This is a genomic window from Microcystis sp. LE19-8.1F (genome assembly GCF_027531715.1).
In the GTDB taxonomy this organism is placed as follows: domain Bacteria; phylum Cyanobacteriota; class Cyanobacteriia; order Cyanobacteriales; family Microcystaceae; genus Microcystis; species Microcystis wesenbergii_A.
The window spans coordinates 20,913-39,488 of sequence record NZ_JAPZSO010000095.1 but is presented as its reverse complement, the minus strand read 5'-3'; the positions used below and the strand labels follow the sequence as shown (position 1 = coordinate 39,488).

General features: G+C 42.7%; 8 protein-coding genes. 2 read left to right on the top strand and 6 right to left on the bottom strand.

All coding sequences use genetic code 11. The annotated features are described in order from the left end of the window. Positions 1 to 36 precede the first annotated feature (36 nt). From O9334_RS10145 to O9334_RS10130, 4 genes are all read right to left on the bottom strand, one after another. Complete coding sequence (locus tag O9334_RS10145; protein ID WP_288000138.1) at positions 37 to 5,478, bottom strand: type I polyketide synthase; 5,442 nt, start codon at positions 5,476 to 5,478, stop codon at positions 37 to 39. Positions 5,479 to 5,673: 195 nt separating this feature from the next. Then, on the bottom strand, positions 5,674 to 9,468 hold the full coding sequence (locus tag O9334_RS10140; protein ID WP_288000136.1) for an AMP-binding protein: 3,795 nt from the start codon (positions 9,466 to 9,468) through the stop codon (positions 5,674 to 5,676). Between the two features lie 93 nt (positions 9,469 to 9,561). Beyond that, positions 9,562 to 10,221 (bottom strand): nitroreductase family protein, encoded by a 660-nt coding sequence (locus tag O9334_RS10135; RefSeq protein ID WP_002734614.1) that lies wholly within the window; start codon positions 10,219 to 10,221, stop codon positions 9,562 to 9,564. Positions 10,222 to 10,255: 34 nt separating this feature from the next. Beyond that, entirely contained in the window at positions 10,256 to 11,185 is a 930-nt protein-coding gene (locus O9334_RS10130; protein ID WP_288000133.1) for a VOC family protein, read from the bottom strand. A 729-nt stretch (positions 11,186 to 11,914) separates the two neighbouring features. Between O9334_RS10130 and O9334_RS10125 the strand changes: the two genes are divergently transcribed. After that, complete coding sequence (locus O9334_RS10125) at positions 11,915 to 13,357, top strand: AAA-like domain-containing protein (RefSeq protein ID WP_288000131.1); 1,443 nt, start codon at positions 11,915 to 11,917, stop codon at positions 13,355 to 13,357. Here the strand turns inward: O9334_RS10125 and O9334_RS10120 are convergent. Then, on the bottom strand, positions 13,354 to 16,071 hold the full coding sequence (locus O9334_RS10120) for an AAA-like domain-containing protein (RefSeq protein ID WP_288000129.1): 2,718 nt from the start codon (positions 16,069 to 16,071) through the stop codon (positions 13,354 to 13,356). The genes O9334_RS10125 and O9334_RS10120 overlap by 4 nt on opposite strands. 262 nt (positions 16,072 to 16,333) lie before the next feature. Beyond that, positions 16,334 to 17,224 carry a helix-turn-helix domain-containing protein gene (locus tag O9334_RS10115; RefSeq protein WP_045360370.1) on the bottom strand — a complete coding sequence of 297 codons (891 nt, stop codon included), beginning with the start codon at positions 17,222 to 17,224 and terminating at the stop codon, positions 16,334 to 16,336. Positions 17,225 to 17,421: 197 nt separating this feature from the next. Here O9334_RS10115 and carA point away from each other — a divergent pair, with 197 nt between their 5' ends. Then, complete coding sequence (carA, locus tag O9334_RS10110; protein ID WP_045360373.1) at positions 17,422 to 18,570, top strand: glutamine-hydrolyzing carbamoyl-phosphate synthase small subunit; 1,149 nt, start codon at positions 17,422 to 17,424, stop codon at positions 18,568 to 18,570. The last annotated feature ends 6 nt before the right edge of the window (positions 18,571 to 18,576 follow it).

The window sequence follows — 18,576 nt, the reverse complement described above, 5'->3', positions numbered from 1 at the left end:
AACAGGTTATTTAGATAGGGTTTGAGGTCTGCTTTTCTAGCTTAAGGAATTTAATTCCTGTAGCAGTAAATCGGACAATTCTTCTAGGGATAAATCTTCTTCGTTGAGGGGATCAATATTGCTATCTTGATTTGCTCCTATTGCTAAGGGTTTTAAACTAAAGTCAAGGTCAATAACTTCAGTTACCAGATAATCGACCAAACTGGTCACTGTTGGGTATTTAAAAGTGATGGTTGCCGCCAGAGATTTACCTAAATCCTTGGCTAAACGATTGCGTAATTCCACCGTCATTAAAGAATCCATTCCCAACTCAAAAAAACCTTGGTCAACTTGGGTAAATTCTCTAGCCGGAATAGCGAGAATTTCCGCTACAATCCCTTGAACATGAGCAGTCAAAGCCGCAAAACGCTCCTCAATTGGTACTGTAATTAAGACATCAATAAAATTATTGTCTGGGGTTAATTTTGGGGCTGAAAAACTTTGGAAATCTCGTAATAAAGGCGGAATTTTTTGATTCTCGAAACTGTTAAAAAAGCTATTCCAATTGAGAGAAGCGACAGTTACCTGTGTCCGAGAAGTCGTCAGCAATGTTTCGAGGAGATGTAAACATTTTTGGGGATCAAGAGGGGTAAAACCCTGTTTAATTAGCCTTTTTTTCGCTTTTTCGCCTAAATTTTCGGCCATACCACCCTCTGCCCAGGGACCCCAATTAACGGTCAGGGCCGGCAGTCCTTGCGCTTGACGATAATGGGCTAGACTATCTAAAAAGGCATTAGCACTAGCATAATTACTCTGTCCAGAAGACCCTAACACCGAGGCCATCGAGGAAAAACTAATAAACCAGTCTAAATCAACTTCTTGACTGAGGAGATGCAAATTCCAAGCGCCGAGTATTTTGGGGGAAAAGACGCGCTCAAATTTCTCCCAAGTCTGTTTGGATAAGCTGGCATCCTCTAACACCCCGGCCGTGTGAATAATGCCTTTTAAGGGGGGTAACTGTTGCTCGATTATCTCAAAAGCCCGACGCATTTGGCCAAAGTCGCTAACGTCGGCGGCAAAAACTTCTACATTGGTTCCCTCTTGTCGCCATTGGTCTATAATTGGTTGGGTTTCTGGAGTTATTCCCCGGCGACTCAGTAAGACGAGGGATTTTGCTCCTTTTTTCCTTAACCAATTAGCCACTTGCTGCCCTAAGGCCCCTAGACCACCAGTAATAAGATAGGTGGCATTTTCGGCAATTTCTCGGTTTTTTAGCGACGATTTCGGGATAAATCGCCCTAAACGAGCCACATAGCTCTGGCCTTGCCGCCAAACGATTTGATTTTCCTCCTCCGAACTTTGTAAAGATTGGAACACCTCTAGGGCTAAGGTGTGGCTATCCTGAAATTTATCTCCATCTAGACACAGACAGCGCAATTCTGGGTGTTCTAGGGCAATAGTCCGTCCTAATCCCCAGAGGGAACTTTGGGCAAGGGCAATCACTGTGGGTTGAGAAGGAATGTATTGAGCCGATTGGGTGACAATATAGAGGCGAGGAGAGTAATTAACCTCTATTTTGCCTAGTTCTTGCACTATTTCCAGCAAAGTTCCACAAATTCGCTCCTGAGTGACGGCTAGGTTTTGATTATTTTCTAAAGCTTGGTCGTCATCGATTCCCCAGAGATAAATTAGACCTTGATAGGGTTTTTTGAGGAAATATTGCCAAGTCTGGCGATTGTTTTCGGTGATAAGTTGGCATCTATGCCCTTGTTGCACCAATTTTTCGGCTAATTGTTGCCCTACTCCCTTTTTGTCAGCAAAAATTAACCAATCTCCTGTTTCTGTCCAATCCATTCCCGTCAAGTCCGTGGCTTGCCAAGTAATTTCGTATAAACTATCCTTGAGGTCGTTGGTCTGGGAAAAGAGGGTTTCTGGCCGGGCCTGTTGAAAGGTTAATCCGTCAATTTGGCTAATTAATTGACCCGATTCGCTGAAAATAGTCAAATCAGCGATTAAGATGCCGTTTTGCAAATTGCTATGGCTGAAGCGACCATGACAGTATATAGAGGTGTCCTTAACTCCCGAAAAGGTCAATCGGTCAATATTAGTGGGAAGATAGGTGCTATTCCCTGCGGGAAATAGTGCCGACATAGCGTGAAAGCAACCATCAAGTAAGACAGGATGTAGCTGGTAATCCACCGCTTGCGAGAGTAGATGGGAAGAAAGTTGAATTTTTGCGACAATTTCGGACTGATTGCGGTAAAGTTCCTGGATAACTCGAAAACTTTCCCCGTAGTTCACTCCTTTACTTGAACAGTCCTGATAATGCTGTGCGATTTCGATTTTTTGGTGACAACGGTCCCGGATATCTGTCCAATTGCCGCTGGGTAAGTCCTGGTTTTCATTGGTTAAATTACCGGATAGATGCAGTAGGGAAACTTCCCCTTCCCCAAGACTGAGAATCTGAAATTGTCCCCCCGCTAGTAAGCTTAACTGTACCTTTTTACTCTGGTTTTCTGAGAAAATTAAGGGTCGATTCAGACTCAATTGGCCAATAGTAAACTGCTGATTGGGATATTGTTGACCGGCTGCCACTATAATCATCTCTAGATAGGCCGCGGCCGGGAAAACTACCTGGCCAAAAACTTGATGTTCTTGCAGATAGCTCGGAGAGCAGGGAGAAAGAGAGGATTGATAGTGAACATCCTTTGACCCCAATAGATGCAGCGGTTGCTGTAGGAGGGGGTGGAAAGCTGCTACTGTCGGGGTTTTTAGCTGAGAATCAATGTAATCTAACCAATAGCGTTTTCTTTGGAAGGGATAGGTCGGTAAGGGGATTTTTTCGCGTAAATAATCCAGGTCGAATCCATTCCAGTCAATTTTGACCCCTTTTACATAAAGGGTCGCTAAACTTTGGAGTAGGGTTTCCCAATTCGACTGTTTTGGGGATAAACTAGCTAACCAGAGACCTCGGTCGGGGAGATTTTGCTGACCTAGGTTAATTAATGTGGTTTTTGCGCCAATTTCTAGGAATATTTCCGTATTTAACTCTCCTAATCTTTCTATACCCCGGGCAAACTCTACGGGAGACAGTAGATGATTAACCCAATATTGGGAAGTTGCTATCTCTGCATCGATAACATCCCCAGTCAAGTTAGAAATAAGGGGAAGACGTGGGGAATTATAGGTGATAGTTTCGGCAATCTTGGCAAATTCCCCCACCATACCCGTCATTAAGGGAGAATGGAAAGCATGGGAAACCGCTAAAGTCTGACTTTCAATGCCTCTCTGATTAAAGTTAGCGATTAAATGGTTAATAGCCTCAGTTTCGCCAGAAATGACCGTATTTTCTCGACTATTGACCGCAGCAATGGTACAGATGCCCCTAATCTTCCTCAGATGATTGGTCACGGTGTCGGAATCGGTAAAAATTGCCGCCATTATGCCGTTTTTCGGTAATGTCTGCATTAAGCGTCCCCGATGGGCAATTAACTTCAAACCGTCTTCTAAGCTAAAGACTCCCGCTAAACAAGCGGCCACATATTCCCCTAAACTATGACCGATGAGAGCATCGGGTTTCACTCCCCAAGATAACCAGAGTTGGGCGAGGGCATATTCCAGAGAAAATAGGGTAATTTGACTGTAAAAAGTCTGATTAATCAACTGACTGGTTTTTTCGTCCCCATATAACACTTGCAGTAAGGATTTCACCCCATAGCTCCGTAAAATTTCGTCACATTTCTCTAAAGTTTGGCGAAAAGTCGGTTGCGTTTCGTAGAGTTCCCTAGCCATTCCGGGATACTGTGAACCCTGTCCCGTACACATAAAAGCCAGTTTAGGGGCTTTTTTCGAGGTTAAAATACTTTTTTGACCTGAAAAGCGATTTTCATCCCTAATAAAGTCTTTTAAAGCTTGCTCAAGCTGTTTTTGAGCCAGAAAGGGAATAGCTAAACGATGCTCAAAATGCGATCGCCCAGTATTAGCGGTATAGGCCAGATTTGCCATGACCGTCTGGGAATTTTGACCTAAAAAATCGTAGTAGCGTTGAGCTAATTCCCGTAAGGCTGGCTCACTTTTCGCCGAAAGGGTAATTAAATGACAAGGACGTTCTAAATGAGGTTTTTCGTCACTAAGCCGCTCAAAATTGCTTTCCTCCACGATTAAATGGACGTTAGTCCCACTCATCCCAAAAGCGCTCACTCCAGCCCGTCGGACTCCTTCTCTGACCAACCAAGGGGTAAGAGTGGTGGGGATTTTGACCGGCAGTTTTTCCCAGGGAATATAGGGATTAGGGTTCTTAAAATGAAGATTAGGGGCGATTTGCTGATTTTGTAGCTGTAAAACTGTCTTAATTAACGCTGCAATCCCCGCAGCCCCTTCCAGATGCCCCATATTAGTTTTCACGGTTCCCAAAATCAGGGGATTATCTTGGCTATGACCCTGGCCATAAATTTTCCCTAAGGATAAAACCTCGATGGGATCTCCTAAAGATGTACCTGTACCGTGAACTTCGACGTATTGCAGATCTTTAGGTTGAATTTTCGCTCTTTCGAGGGCTTGTCTGAGTAAAGCTTCCTGTGCCTGACCATTGGGGGCGGTTAAGCCATTACTTTTTCCATCGTGATTGACAGCCGAACCGCGAATTTGGGCGAAAATAAGATTGCCATCTCGGAGAGCATCACTGAGACGTTTTAAGACCACGACACCGCAACCTTCGCCCCGACCATAACCATCGGCCGAAGCATCAAAGGTTTTACTGCGACCCTGGGGAGAAACGGCTTTTAATTTACAATTACTAATCGCAGTGGCCGGGGTTAACATCAGATTCACCCCCCCCGCTAAAGCGAGATTACATTCTTGGCCGCGCAGACTTTGACAGGCCAAATGTACTGCCAAAAGGGAAGAGGAACAGGCCGTATCAATTTGCAGAGTCGGACCGTGAAACCCAAATAGATAAGAGATTCTGCCGACGGCAATAGCGCGACTGGTTCCTAAACTGTTGTAAGCATCAATGTGATTGACTACGCCTTGATGAAAACATAATTGGGCATAATCATCGCGAAAAATGCCCATAAATACGCCAGTTTGACTATTAATCAAACTTTCTGGCGCAATAGCCCCATTTTCTAGGGACTCCCAACAGACTTCTAACAGTAACCGTTGTTGCGGATCCATGGCGGCGGCTTCCCGAGGTGAGATGCCGAAGAAAGCCGGGTCAAATTCGTCAACTTTGTCTAAAAATGCCCCTTCCCGACTATACATTTTTCCCGGAACATCGGCATCTTGGTGATAATAGTCGGCAATATTCCAACGTTCTAGGGGAATTTCTGTTACTGCATCGATGCCATTAACCAATAACTGCCAATAACTTGCGGAATCATTGACTCCTGCGGGAAAACGACAGCCCATCCCCACAATAGCGATGGGTTCGGTTTGCGCTTTGACCATTGCATCGAGGTGTTTGTATTGTTCTAAAAAAGCTTGTTTTTGTTGATTCATCTTCCTAACAACTCTTGTCTTGTTATGTCACGTCACTTTCATCTCAGGTTATGCTTGGGAAAAAGTCACGGATAAGCGGGAAAAACCTTGATACTGTCGGGATGGGAAAATTTAGTGGCATAGTCACAATTGTCCCCGTGACTCCGAGGTGGGGGATAGGTCAAGGGAAATTAGCTATCCTATCCCCACCAGCGATTAACTAAAGAAGGCTGAGATTTCTTCTTCGGATATTTGGGGTAAAACTGCTAAAATTTCGCTTTTTTCTCGATTATTTGTCGATTCAGCCGCCGTATTGCTTTGATTAATCTGGTTAGCTAAATATTCTGCCAAACTATCAATAGTGGGATAATTCCAAACAATGGTGGCTTCGACGGGGATTCCCGACCAATCGGCAATATCTTGCGCTAATTCCACGGCAAAAATTGAATCTAAGCCAAAATCAGCAAAAGACTGGCTGGTTTGGATAGTGGCTGGATTGACCTTTAATTTCTGGTGTAACCAATTACTTAACCACATTTCCACCTTTTCGGGAGTTTGTTGGCTAATAAGGGACTTTTTCGGACTAGAGGGGCTATTTACTCGGTTCTGCGGCGTTTGAATAGCAATTTCGACCAGAGAAGTTTCAGCTTGAGGATGAGTCTGTTTAGCTTCTGGTTCCAACGTCAATAACTCGTCGAGTTGATAATCGGAACCCTCTAGACGTTGTTCGATATCATCAATAGATTGAGTATAATCGAGGATACGATCGCGGATAGTTGCCACCGAAGAAGCAAAGTTTTCTTCGGGTGTTCCCCGGAGAGCTTTCTGCACACATAAATCAAACTGCAATTGACTCCAAGCTAGGGCATGACTGTACTTTTCCCCGGGGTGAATTTGGGACATTTTCGCCGTTGTTGCTACTAAAGCGGCGTAACAACCCAATTCTCCGATTAAAGAATAGGCCCAAGCTAAGGAGGCAGAACGATCACCCCAGAGATTAGACTGGAGACAACGCTGATTAATAGATTGGGCAGTGGTGTGGAGTTGCAGGGCAATCTCGGGCGCTTCCAGAACTTTTGTCAGAAATTCGCCTAATTTGTCCGTATGGGTGATACTTTTGCCCAAAAAGATTTTCAAACTTTCGTTAGGACCTTCGCCAATTCGTAAAACTCTGGCATCCCGGAGAATTTGCGGGGCAAGATTAGTTTCCATGTAACCTCTACCCCCGAGCATCTGAACGAGACTATCGGCCGCTTCCCAGAGGTAATCAGCCCCCGTAATCTTGGCAATAACGGCCATTTCCCTGGGAACGGCAACTTTTTGGTCTAAGGCGGTGGTAATACACTTTAAGAGACTGGACAAGGCCACAGTAGCCCCAGTTAAATGGTCAAAACGGGCTAAAGTAATCGGACTTTCTAGCAATTTACCGGTAGCGATCGAACGACGACTGGCATAACGTAACATTAATTGTAAACAGCGTTTCATGCCGCCAACTCCCATCATGCCAATACCTAAACGGGCATAAAGTAAAGCATCGTCGGCGGGTTCAGTGCCATTGCCCAATTCTCCCAGCAATTGCTCTTTAGTGACTAAAACATCCTCAAAATAGATGGCATTTTGCATAATTCCCCGTAATCCCATAGTTAGGGATTCAGGTCCCAAACGCAGACCGGGGGTACCTTGACGGACAAGAAAACCTGTCAAACCGTTATTCCCCGGTTCTTCCGAATCAAGCAAACGGACAAAAACATTAATCATTCCGGCCCAAGCGGAACCATTCCAACGCTTAAGGCCGCGAATTCGCCATTTATCTCGGCCATCCGGCACGGCAACGGTACTAATTGCCCCGATATTCGCTCCTGCTTCCGGTTCCGTCATGCCAAAGGAGGATAATTGCCTTCCTGTCGCTAAAAGAGGTAATAACTCTTGCTTGAGGGAAATAGTCCCGTAGTTGAGCAGCGGACGGATACCTAAGCTGTTATTGAGACTCACCATCGTCGCCAGAGTTAAATCAATGGCGGCTAATTGTTCCATCACCTGCAAAAAATTGCGATTATTAAGGGCTATTCCCCCGTATTCTTCGGGAATCTGCATTCCCATCAGTCCTTGATTGCCAAAATCCATGACAATATAGGGCGGCACACAACGACGGTCATCAATCAGATGGGAATTAATGCGAGTTTTGGCGTAATCTCGCAACCAAGTCAAGATTTGCTCGGTTTTTTCTTGACTAGCGGTTGTGGGGGCAGCTTGGTGACTGCTGAGGGGGGGGGTTAGCGTCGGCATAGGGGATGAAATTAGTGGAAGTTGCTGGTTTAAATACTGTTGACGGCAAGCGTGGCGTTGAATTTTGCCGCTAGAAGTTTTGGACAGAGATGCGGGTTTGATAAAAGCAATATCATAAACTTGCAATTCGTGTTCTTGAAAAACCGCTCGACGAACTGCTTCTAGGGCTTTTTGCTGGTTAAAACGGCGAATTGCCGTTCTTTCTACCTCTTGAACCAGGACTAACTTTTCTTCTGCCTCGATTTCTACGGTAAAGGCGGCAGTTCCACTGGGGCAAAAGTCGGGATAGCATTGTTCTACGGTCTGTTCGATATCCTGGGGATAGTAGTTACCACCGCGAATAATCATCAGGTCTTTCAAGCGTCCGGTGATGTATAGTTGACCCTGATGAATAAAACCTAAATCCCCTGTACGCAAATAAAAACCCTGTCCAGTATCGGCGATAACTGCTTGAAAAGTTTTTTCTGTAGCTTCGGGATGTTGCCAATAGCCCTGGGCAACGGTTTTGCCTTTCACCCAAATTTCTCCCACCTGCTGGGAGGGACAGCGTTGACAGGTTTCAGGATTAACAATGGCAATTTCTGTGTCGATTTCTGTTTGTCCACAACTGACTAAGGATTGAGAATTTGGGCTTTTTTCCGTAAAAACGATTTGATGACGGTTTAAAGCGGCTTTTTCAACCCAGCAGATTTGAGGAACTTGATTTTTCCTGACAGCAGCAACTTTTAAGGTGGCCTCGGCTAAACCATAACCCGGACAAAAGGCGGCAAACTCAAAACCACAGGGGGCAAATTTACGAGCAAATTCGCTCAAAATTTCCATTCTGACGGTTTCTGCCCCATTTAAAGCCACTTTCCAACTGCTTAAGTCTAAATACGCCAGCTGTTCCTCTTTAATCTTGTCAAGACAACGTTTATAGGCAAAATTAGGGGCGGCAGTGTGGGTGGCCCTGTATTTGCTGATGGCATTTAACCAACCGAGAGGACGTTGTAAAAAGGAAACCGGGGACATGAGATAACAGGGAAATCCTCGATAAAAGGGCAGTAAAATGCCATAAATTAGCCCCATATCATGAAAAGTTGGCAACCATGTCACCATAACGCTCTTTTCATCGTGTTCCCAACCTAAATCTAAATCTCGGAGGTTGGTCAAAAGATTCTCGTGATTGACCATCACTCCTTTGGGAGTCCCCGTGGAACCAGAGGTGTATTGTAAAAAGGCTAAGGTCTCTGGTTTTATCTGAGTGGGGTGGTCTTCGGCTAAACTTTTGCCGATTAAGCTATCCGTAGCTAGAAAGGGAATATCTCTGTCTAGTTGCCTTTTTAATTGGTCTAATTCCGATTGTGTGCTTAAAAGTAAGCTTGCTTGCGAATTATTAATAATAGAAGTTAAGCGAGCCATCTTTTGGTTTTTCTTGGGCAAATTAACTGGAATTGCCACTACTCCTGCTAATAAACAGCCGAAAAACCCAGTAATAAACTCTAATCCCGAAGGGTATGCTAATAAAACTCGTTCCCCCGGTAATAGAATGGATTGGAGACTATTGGCAATCGCTTGAGCTTCCAGAAATAATTCCCCGTAGGTAAGGCGTTTTTCTTCGGTTTCGCCATCGACTAAAAAGGTATAAGCCGTTTTTTGGGGTTGGTATTGGGCGCGATAACGAATAATATCGACTAAACTGCTTATTTCTGACAAATTAAGCTTAGTATCTAAACAAAGAGTCATTTTTTTACTCCCTATTATTAAATGGAATCGAAGACAAAGATTTAATCCTCTCGCACCGGGAAAAGTTTCTGGTGACGGGGGGCGACGGTCACTCTAGGGTTGATTTAGGCTTAAATTAAAGGTTTCTCCGTAAATTTCGCCATAGCAGAGCTTCTGAGTCCCAAAACGTCCCCCATACTCGCTCAAGGGTTCATCAGCGTATCCCAAGGCTAACAAACAACAGACATCGACCGTATCAGGAATTTGGAAATACTCGCGCAAGGGTTTAGCCACAAATCCTTCTAGGGGACAACTATCCACCCCCAAGCTTTGCGCCGCTATCATGAGATAAGTAACCGCAATCATAACTTGTCGGTTGCTCCAAGCTTCTGGAGACTGATAACAGGGTTTAAATTGGAAAAAAGGCGGAATGGCCATGTGCATGAACTTGGCCCGTTTTTCGGAAATCGTCCCCTCTTGCTTTCCTAACTCAATCACTTGATTAATGTAACCACGATGGTTAACTTGGCGATCGCCACAACAGATTAAAACCACGGGTGCATCGACTAATTTATCTTGTTCAAAGCCGAATTCTCGCAATTTTGCCTTATTTTCTGGTTCTCTAACCACTATAAATCGCCATGGTTGCAAATTATAACTAGAGGGAGCTTGGAATCCCAAACGAAAAATTTCGGCTAAAATTTCTTCGGGAATGGCATCGGTGCGAAATTTACGAGTAGAGCGTCTTTTTTGAAATATTTCAGCAATATTCATCATCTAAACCCTTTTATGAGACGTTTTCAACGGTTTAACCTAAAAAACTTTCGGGAATCGCCGGTCCCCATTGATAGAGAATATCTAACCCACCCGCGTGAAGTTCTGGCTCGGTGGTTTGCTCGAAAAGGTCCCCATCGGTAAAATGTTCAATGAGGCTACCGAAAGGATCTTGCCAATAGTCAAACACTTGACTTCCCAACAAATGGCGACCAATACCCCACACAGGAGTCCATCCTTTTTCTCGTAACCAATCGTGGCCGATTTTAATAGAGTCAAAATCTTGCACCTCGAAGGCAGTATGATGGACTTTGGGGTGAGAACCTTGCAACATGGCGATGGTGTGATGATCAACCCATTCGTCTCCCCGTTGACAACGAAGAAAACCCCCGACTCGTAAACTGGGATGGCCGTAATAAATTAAATCTGTTGCTTTTAAGCCAAAAGTCTGCTGATACCAGTGATAACTTTCCTCAAAGTCTTTGACATCAATAGCTAGATGACCTAGACGTAAAATAGGTGCGGGTTCTTTTTTCGGCCTTTGGGTGCGACCTAAACGGGTTTTCCGACTAGCGTGATTCCATTCTAGGGGTTCAGGAATCGGCAAAGGTTCCACTTCCTCGATACCATAGACCAATTCTAGGTTAAAACCGTTGGGGTCAATAATTTTGATGCGCTGACCACCGCCGGGGGTGAACAGGGTTTCCACCGGAGAAGCGGAGGCTAAAGTGGCTAGTTCATGTAAGACGGATTCTGATGTCGCTTCTAGGGCAAAACTGACAAATTTAGCTTCTTTTCCCCATTCTACGACATAGACAAACTGTTTTTTGCCTCTAGCTCGCATATACAAGGCTGTATCGGTTTTAACTGCGGTAATCAGGCCAAAATCCCTCAAAAAACGTTCGCACAGGTCTAAATCCGGATGTTGATAGGTAACGTAGGCAATATCAGCAATTTTAGTCATAGTCAGTCATCCAGTGGAGTTGTCTAATTCGGCACAAAATAGCCAGACAGATATCGGTCAAAGTGCTGCCATAGCAAGGGTAAAAAGACTATTTAAGAAAATCTGAACTTTGTTGTGGTTGATTATGGCATTGTGGGTACACCCACAGTCAAAGGCTAATTTTTCTTGCCCTCAATTGCTATCCCAGACTGGAGTGTGAGTAACTTGGGGGTGGAGAAAAACCTTGGGGAACTTCGGGGTTTTGCGGAAAATTTTTTTGAGAGATGTGGTCAAGGTTGTCTAGAGTACCTCGATAAATTGGACTTATTGAGAAAATATTCACACTAATTGAGAATAAACAAAGGTTTCATCAGGGTTTCAGGCGGTGCAATGCTGAAGTAAATCTATTTTTTGAGGTACCCTCTAGAAAAATCCGCTATCGTTCGAGTAAGCAAGTCAGAGAATATTGGGATCAGTGGCAGCGGCAAGGATTATTTCTGTTTCCACTGCCCAAATACCCCTCTGAAATCAATCTTGTTGCACCTGAATGGCATCAATTGAAAACTCGCGAACTGACAGGTCAAATTTTTCTCGAACGGTTGGATTTAGCGCACGCTGTTAAACAGGGGAGCGAAGCTTGCACTCAAAAAGGAGGATAGGAAACTCACTGTTTTAAGTTTATTCCGTAACCAAATCATTACTTAAATTTTTCAATTACCGGCAAAGTCCTTAATTACTAAACTTGAGATAATGTCTAGAAAAGTTACTTATGGGGATATTCCCAGGCAAAGAACCAAATATCTGCTTAATGCTCTGTTAAAGTTTGCTAACTACGAGGTGGATAATTGTGAAAATCTTGCTATTAAATTTAGCTGGATTAATGAGAAAAAATTGAAAATTCAAGCCGAACTTAATGCTTTAGAAATGCTGACAGAAAAATGTGGTCAAAAGCTAGAGTTATGGCAAATTCGGGATGCTTTGACGGAATATCTTAACGAAAAGTTTTTAGGTATTTTGGAAGATCATCGTCTCAATAATCAAGGAAAAATTCGTACTTTTCAAATTACTTTTTGGCAACGGGGTCATGATATTTTAACTAACCTAAGGAGCTTTGATCAAGAGTGGGCAAACAAAAGTAAACATCAATCTCCCGCAATTGCTGCTATTCTCTCCTCTTTAGATGAGGAAAAACAACAGGATTATCAGACCTATATTAAGGATTATGTAAAACGTCCACCTCTGGAGGAAAATTGTCTCAAAGTTCTTCAGCAAGAACAATCGTTGCTAAGAATTCGCGCACCTCATAATAGTGGCAAAACCCGTTTAGTTAATTGGTTAGTCCATCATCTCAAACAAGATAATTATCAACCAGTTATCATTGATTGTGAGGAGGAAAAAGCCACTATTGCCCTTAGTTGTGAAGACTTGCTGCTGTCGATTTGTCGTACCATTACCCAAGAATTAAAGATTAACGAATCTCTTCTCGATAAATTTTGGTCTCGTCCCGGAACTCCTGCCCACAAAACTCGACGATATTTAGAGGAATATGTTCTCCAACCCAGTGCTAATCCTCTGGTTTTTGTCTTTGAAAAATTTGATACAATTTTGGAAACTGAAACAATCGGTAATGAAATTTGTGGTATTCTCAGAAGTTGGCATGAAAGACGTTCCCAACCTTGGCGGAAACTGCGCTTAATTATTATTCATTCAACGGAATTTTATAGCAACTACGATTTTTATGCCTCTCCCTTAATTGGTGTAGGTTATGTGGCTAGTTTATCGGATTTTAATGCGGAACAAGTTCTCACTTTCGCTCAAGTTAATGGCATTAATTGGACGTTATCAGATGTTAACAAGGTCATGAACTTAGTGGGAGGTAATCCTTATTTAATTAAGTTAATCTTGGTAAAATTGCAAGAAGGGAATTCTCTAGAAAAGGTTCTAGATGATGCCTTGCAGGGACGAGAGCCATTTCAAAGTCATTTTTTCCTACTGATGAGATATCTGAAAAGTAATGCTAACCTCCAGAATATTTTTAGGCAAATTCTTCAGAAAAAAGCTCTGACTCCGGCTCAAATGAAAGGAGAATCTGTCCAATTTTTGGAACGATTGGGACTGATCCACAAAAGTTATGATAACCTAGAGGTTCGTTGCAATTTGTATCAAGTATATTTTGACGATTTACTTGATTAGTCTCGTTGAGATTCCAATTGAAACTGAATTGAGTTTTCAAGTTTTGCTTCTAACTTACTCTTAACCCTCACAGTAATTGGTTCTCGATTAGATTCGGATTCATTATCTACAAACCTGAGAGAATTGCCTGAGGTCAAACTGGCCGAAAGATTGAGGTTTTCTAAATGTTCTTGTATCAACTCTGAAGAAATTTTATTCTGGGATTGCAAGGCTCTAATAGCAGCTATAAATGATTGGGCTGCATCATAACTGGTAGCGGTTCGCCAACTAATATCTTCTTTCCATAAAGCTTGAGCATCTCTGACAAAATTTTGGGACTTAATTAGATGGGAAAACCAAGGCACAGCCAAAACTAAATTATCAATAAATTTACCGCTATCAACCAACATTTCATGTTCATACATGGAATGACTCCCTAAAAGAACTAGCTTATTTTTCAGTTCTAGAGTGGTACTGGTATTCAACTGTTCAAGAGTATGGGATAATTCCACTACCACAGAAGCTGATTCCAAACTGGGAAATAAGACAATTCCTCTAACTTGATCTTGGGAAAATGCTTTTAAAACTTCTGCGTCAATATCTAGGGAAGATGATAAATCAATTACTTTAGTGATTTTACCGCCTTTTTTTTGGAAAGCTTGATGAAACTCTTGAGTAAGTTCTTGGCTATCAATCTGGTTAGAATTATTAAAAACAATTACCTTATCTAGATCATGTTGGCTGGCATAATTAGCTAAAGTTTCACCAATTTTTTCATTGGTGATAACGGTTCTAAAAAAGTATTCACTCTCAATTACATCCGAGGAACTTGTAGAAGAAATTAAAGTAATTTTGGCTCTTTCATAGATAGGTAAAGCTGCTAAGGTGGCTTCACTAGAATAATGTCCAATTACTCCAATAACTTTGGGGTCTTTAACGATTTCCTTGGCGACTATCTTAGCAACTTTTTCATCATTATTATCATTGGCAATAACGATATTTAAAAATAAATTATTCGCACTTGTCGGTAATTGGCTATTAAATAAATATTGTGCTTGAGCAATCCCTTTCAGGATTTCTTGGGAAATTTCATTTTTTTTGCCACTGGGAATAACCACCGCCAAAGTCACATAATTATTACTTAAATAAGCGATGGCATTATTATAATAAATCAATGTTTCTGCATCTTCAGAATGAGCAAGATAGGCTTTTTTGAATAACTGTTTAGCTTCCAGATAATTAGCATTTTTAAAAGCTAAAATACCCCGATCTTTATAAAAATTTTCCTGTTTAATAAGTAGCTTTTTTTCGCCTTGGCTAAATAGTTCAGGCTCCTTAGTATAGGGGATTTTATAAAAGTAAGGTAACAGCCATGACTGGTAGAATCCCAACCCAAGTAACCCTGTAACAATGCTAGTAAATATTCCCGCTGCTAACATAAATAAACGAGATTGTTTTTGACGAGTAATGCTTTCAGAGGCTGCTAAAAAACGATAATCGATACTATCTAATTCTTTATCTTCTTGCCATTTTTTAGATTCCTCTAACTTTTTCCCCGTCAGTAAACAATTTGTATCGGTAAAATTTGAGTCTTCCCACTTAGCAATCTCCGATTGATAAGGACGACTAGCTGCTAATACATTATATAACCATTTTTGATTAAAAATTGCCTGATAAATAGCATTAGCCACCCTAAGATAGCCCTGATTATCGACGATAACTAATCCAGATAGCAATAATTCATCATGTTCTGGTGTGTTACTCGCTTTCACCAATTTACCTTTTAAAACATTAGCATAAACCCTTAGTAAATACTCTTGGTCAGGATGATAAATAAGTCGCTCTCTTATACTTGATAAAAAAGCAGGTTCATCTTTTTTTTCCCAGTTATCAATAATGTGTTTATAAACAAAATCTCGCATCCAAGCTGATAAGAGAGACCGAGGTATTTGAACTTTAAACTTGGCCATTAAATAACACAATTTTTGAGTTAGAAAAGGTTGACCATTAGTCCAGCTAAAAATTTCTTGTAGAATTTCTTGAGGGGACACACCCAACCCTTCTAGTCCTTGCATCAAGGGTTGACAGTTATCTTCTAACGACAGTCCATTTAATTCAATTGCTTTACCAATATTGAAAGGAGTTCTTTGACTATCTTGAATTAATTGATTGGGGGTAGCCGTGCCAATTAAAACAAATGAAATACGATTAAAATCTGCATTAATAACTCGCTTTTCATGACAAGACCTAAGGTAAGCAAAAAAGTCATCAGTAGCAAAAGGTAGTTTTCTAACCACATCAATTTCATCAATAAAAATAACAATGTTGTTTGAAATTTTTATCAATAAAATTTCTTTAATAAACTGTCTAAGTAACCCAACATTAGAAACAGATTGACTGGCAATCCAAGATTCTAAATCCGTCATATTTAGTTTTAATTGTTCGGCAATTTCAATAATTAAGGAATGATACCAGCTAGATTGATCTACTGATGTCCCCAATTCATTTAAGTCTATACGGGAACAGGCTACTCCTTGGACTTCAATTTGAGTTTGGATGCGTACTGTCAAACTCGACTTGCCCATTTTGCGAGAATTGAAAATATAACAATACTGACTGTTCATCAGAGCTTGGTACAGTTCCAGATCAGCCCTTCTATCCACATAGCTTGGATCGGAAGGAGATAAGGTACTAGAAAACTTATAAACATTCTCGGCGGTTGCGTTTTCTTGCATATTTCGGTATTTCATTGACCAGATAACCAAAACTTGGGTAAGTAATACCAGTTTGAACTACACTAACCCCGGTGATAAATCCAGAAAAAAACCGCGCTCACTAATAGCCGATTATTGGTAAGCTAGTTCTACTCTGAATGAAATTGGCATATTTTCTTAGGGTAAACTCATCTAAGCTGAATTCTCTCAACGAACCCGCGCGAGTCCCCACCCTCAGCAACGGGTTCGGAGGAGACTTTTCAGTCTCCTATACCCTAATTCCCTACTCTAAAGCGTAGATACGACCATCCATGAGCAGACGGGTGATCCCTTTAGCTTCCAGTTGAGCGTGAGCTTTTTCGATCAGGCGACCGTCGGGAACTTTAATCACTTTTTCCTTGCGCTTGGAGAAACGACGAGCGATGCGATGACTTTCAAAGATGGGGAGAGTGCGCTGCTGGATTTCCTGAGGGGGAACCTTACCCAATTCGGCAAAATCCTTGAGGGGACGGGTGATTAATTCGGCAGCGCGATCAATCACCAAGTAACAGGTTTTGGGAAAAGCCGCCGCCGATAGGGGTAATATCTGTAATTGGGCTGTTTTAACGATAGTCGGGCCTAAATAGCTCCCCGCTAGTTCCTCCTCCTCCTCCTCATCCTCCTCTTCATCTTTATCCTCCTCTTCATCCCAATCCTCGTCCAGATCATCTTCCTCCTCCTCTTCCTCGATAGCTTCGACGAAAAACTCGGTTAAATTAGCGTCTTCTAGTGGTTTATCGCCATTAATTTCTATATATTCCGAATTATCTCCTTCCGGCGGGTAAGAGGTATCCATTAACAGGCTTAATTGTTCCACAGAAGCGATCGGTTGCTCAAAATCCTGCTCATCCTTAGCTGCGATGCGCGCTGCCCGAAAACTAATCACCTCGATCGCTTTTTCTGGTAAATCCGCTGCTGCTTCCTCCTCCTCGAGGCCACGAGGACTACGGGCCAAGCGTTTTTTCTGGATTAATTGCTCGTATTCCTCGCCAGAAAAAGAATTTTTGAGAAAACGACTGACCGTAGAACTACTCACGCCATAACGCTCGGCTAACGTGGAAGTGGTGGCCTCCGTTTCCCGATAAAGCTTAAGAATTTCTTTTTTCGTGGCATCAGTCAGTTTTCTTGGACTCATATTACTTATATAGTTATTTTTTAAGCGATAGGATTTTGCCGATGGCTAGTCAGGGGAAGCTGTTGTCTTTGAGCGGACGTACTCTTAATCATAAAACGCTCTAGCCAATTAAAACTAAGCAATTCGTTTTCTAGTCCCTGTTCTAGTCTATCCTTGACTTCTGTTTCTCACCACTACTCAAGATTAAAAAATTGACAATGATATCCAGTGCTGCTAGTCAAAAAGCCTTATTAGTTCTAGCCGATGGTACGGTTTACGAGGGTTATTCCTTCGGGTCCAAGGGAACCACCGTCGGCGAAGTTGTCTTTAACACGGGGATGACCGGTTATCAGGAAGTCCTCACCGATCCCAGTTATGCCGGTCAAATCGTCACTTTTACCTATCCGGAATTGGGAAATACGGGGGTTAACCCCGAGGATGAGGAGTCAATTCGTCCCCAGGTGAAAGGAGCGATCGCCAAAAATATCTGCCACCGGCCCAGTAATTGGCGTTCTAGCCAATCCCTACCGGATTATCTGGCCGCTCATCATGTTATTGGCATCTATGGCATCGATACCCGGTCTCTGACCCGCAAAATTCGCTCGGTTGGGGCGATGAATGGGGCAATTTCTACGGAAATACTCGATTATCATGATTTACTGCGGCTGGTGCAGGCGGCCCCCAGTATGGCGGGGTTAAATCTCGTTAAAGAAGTTACCACCAAGGAAGTGTACGAATGGACGACTCCCACCCCGTCCGCCTGGGAATTTGCGCCAATTGATAGTGATCAAGAACCGTTAACGGTGGTGGCGATCGATTTTGGCATCAAACGCAATATTCTCCGACGTTTAGCCAGCTACGGTTGTCGGGTGATTGTGGTTCCCGCTGACACTCCCCCGGAAAAAATCGCCGAATATAATCCCGATGGTATTTTCTTTTCTAACGGACCGGGAGATCCGGCGGCTGTCACCGAAGGTATTGCCCTAGCCAAGGAACTTTTACAAGGGGAAAAACCCACTTTTGGCATCTGTATGGGTCATCAAATTTTAGGGCTATCCCTAGGAGCAGAAACCTTTAAACTGAAATTTGGTCATCGCGGGTTAAATCAACCCTGTGGACTCCAGCAACAGGTGGAAATTACCAGTCAGAATCACGGTTTTGCCGTGCAGGAAGCCTCTTTAAACCCGGAAGTGGAGATTACCCATCTCAACCTCAATGATCGCACCGTAGCGGGTTTAAAACACAAGTCTCTGCCCTTTTTCTCGGTACAATACCACCCCGAAGCCAGTCCTGGCCCCCACGATGCCGATTATCTGTTTGGCAAATTTGTTGATTTAATGCGGGAAGCAAAAAAGGATCGGTCGTAAATTTTT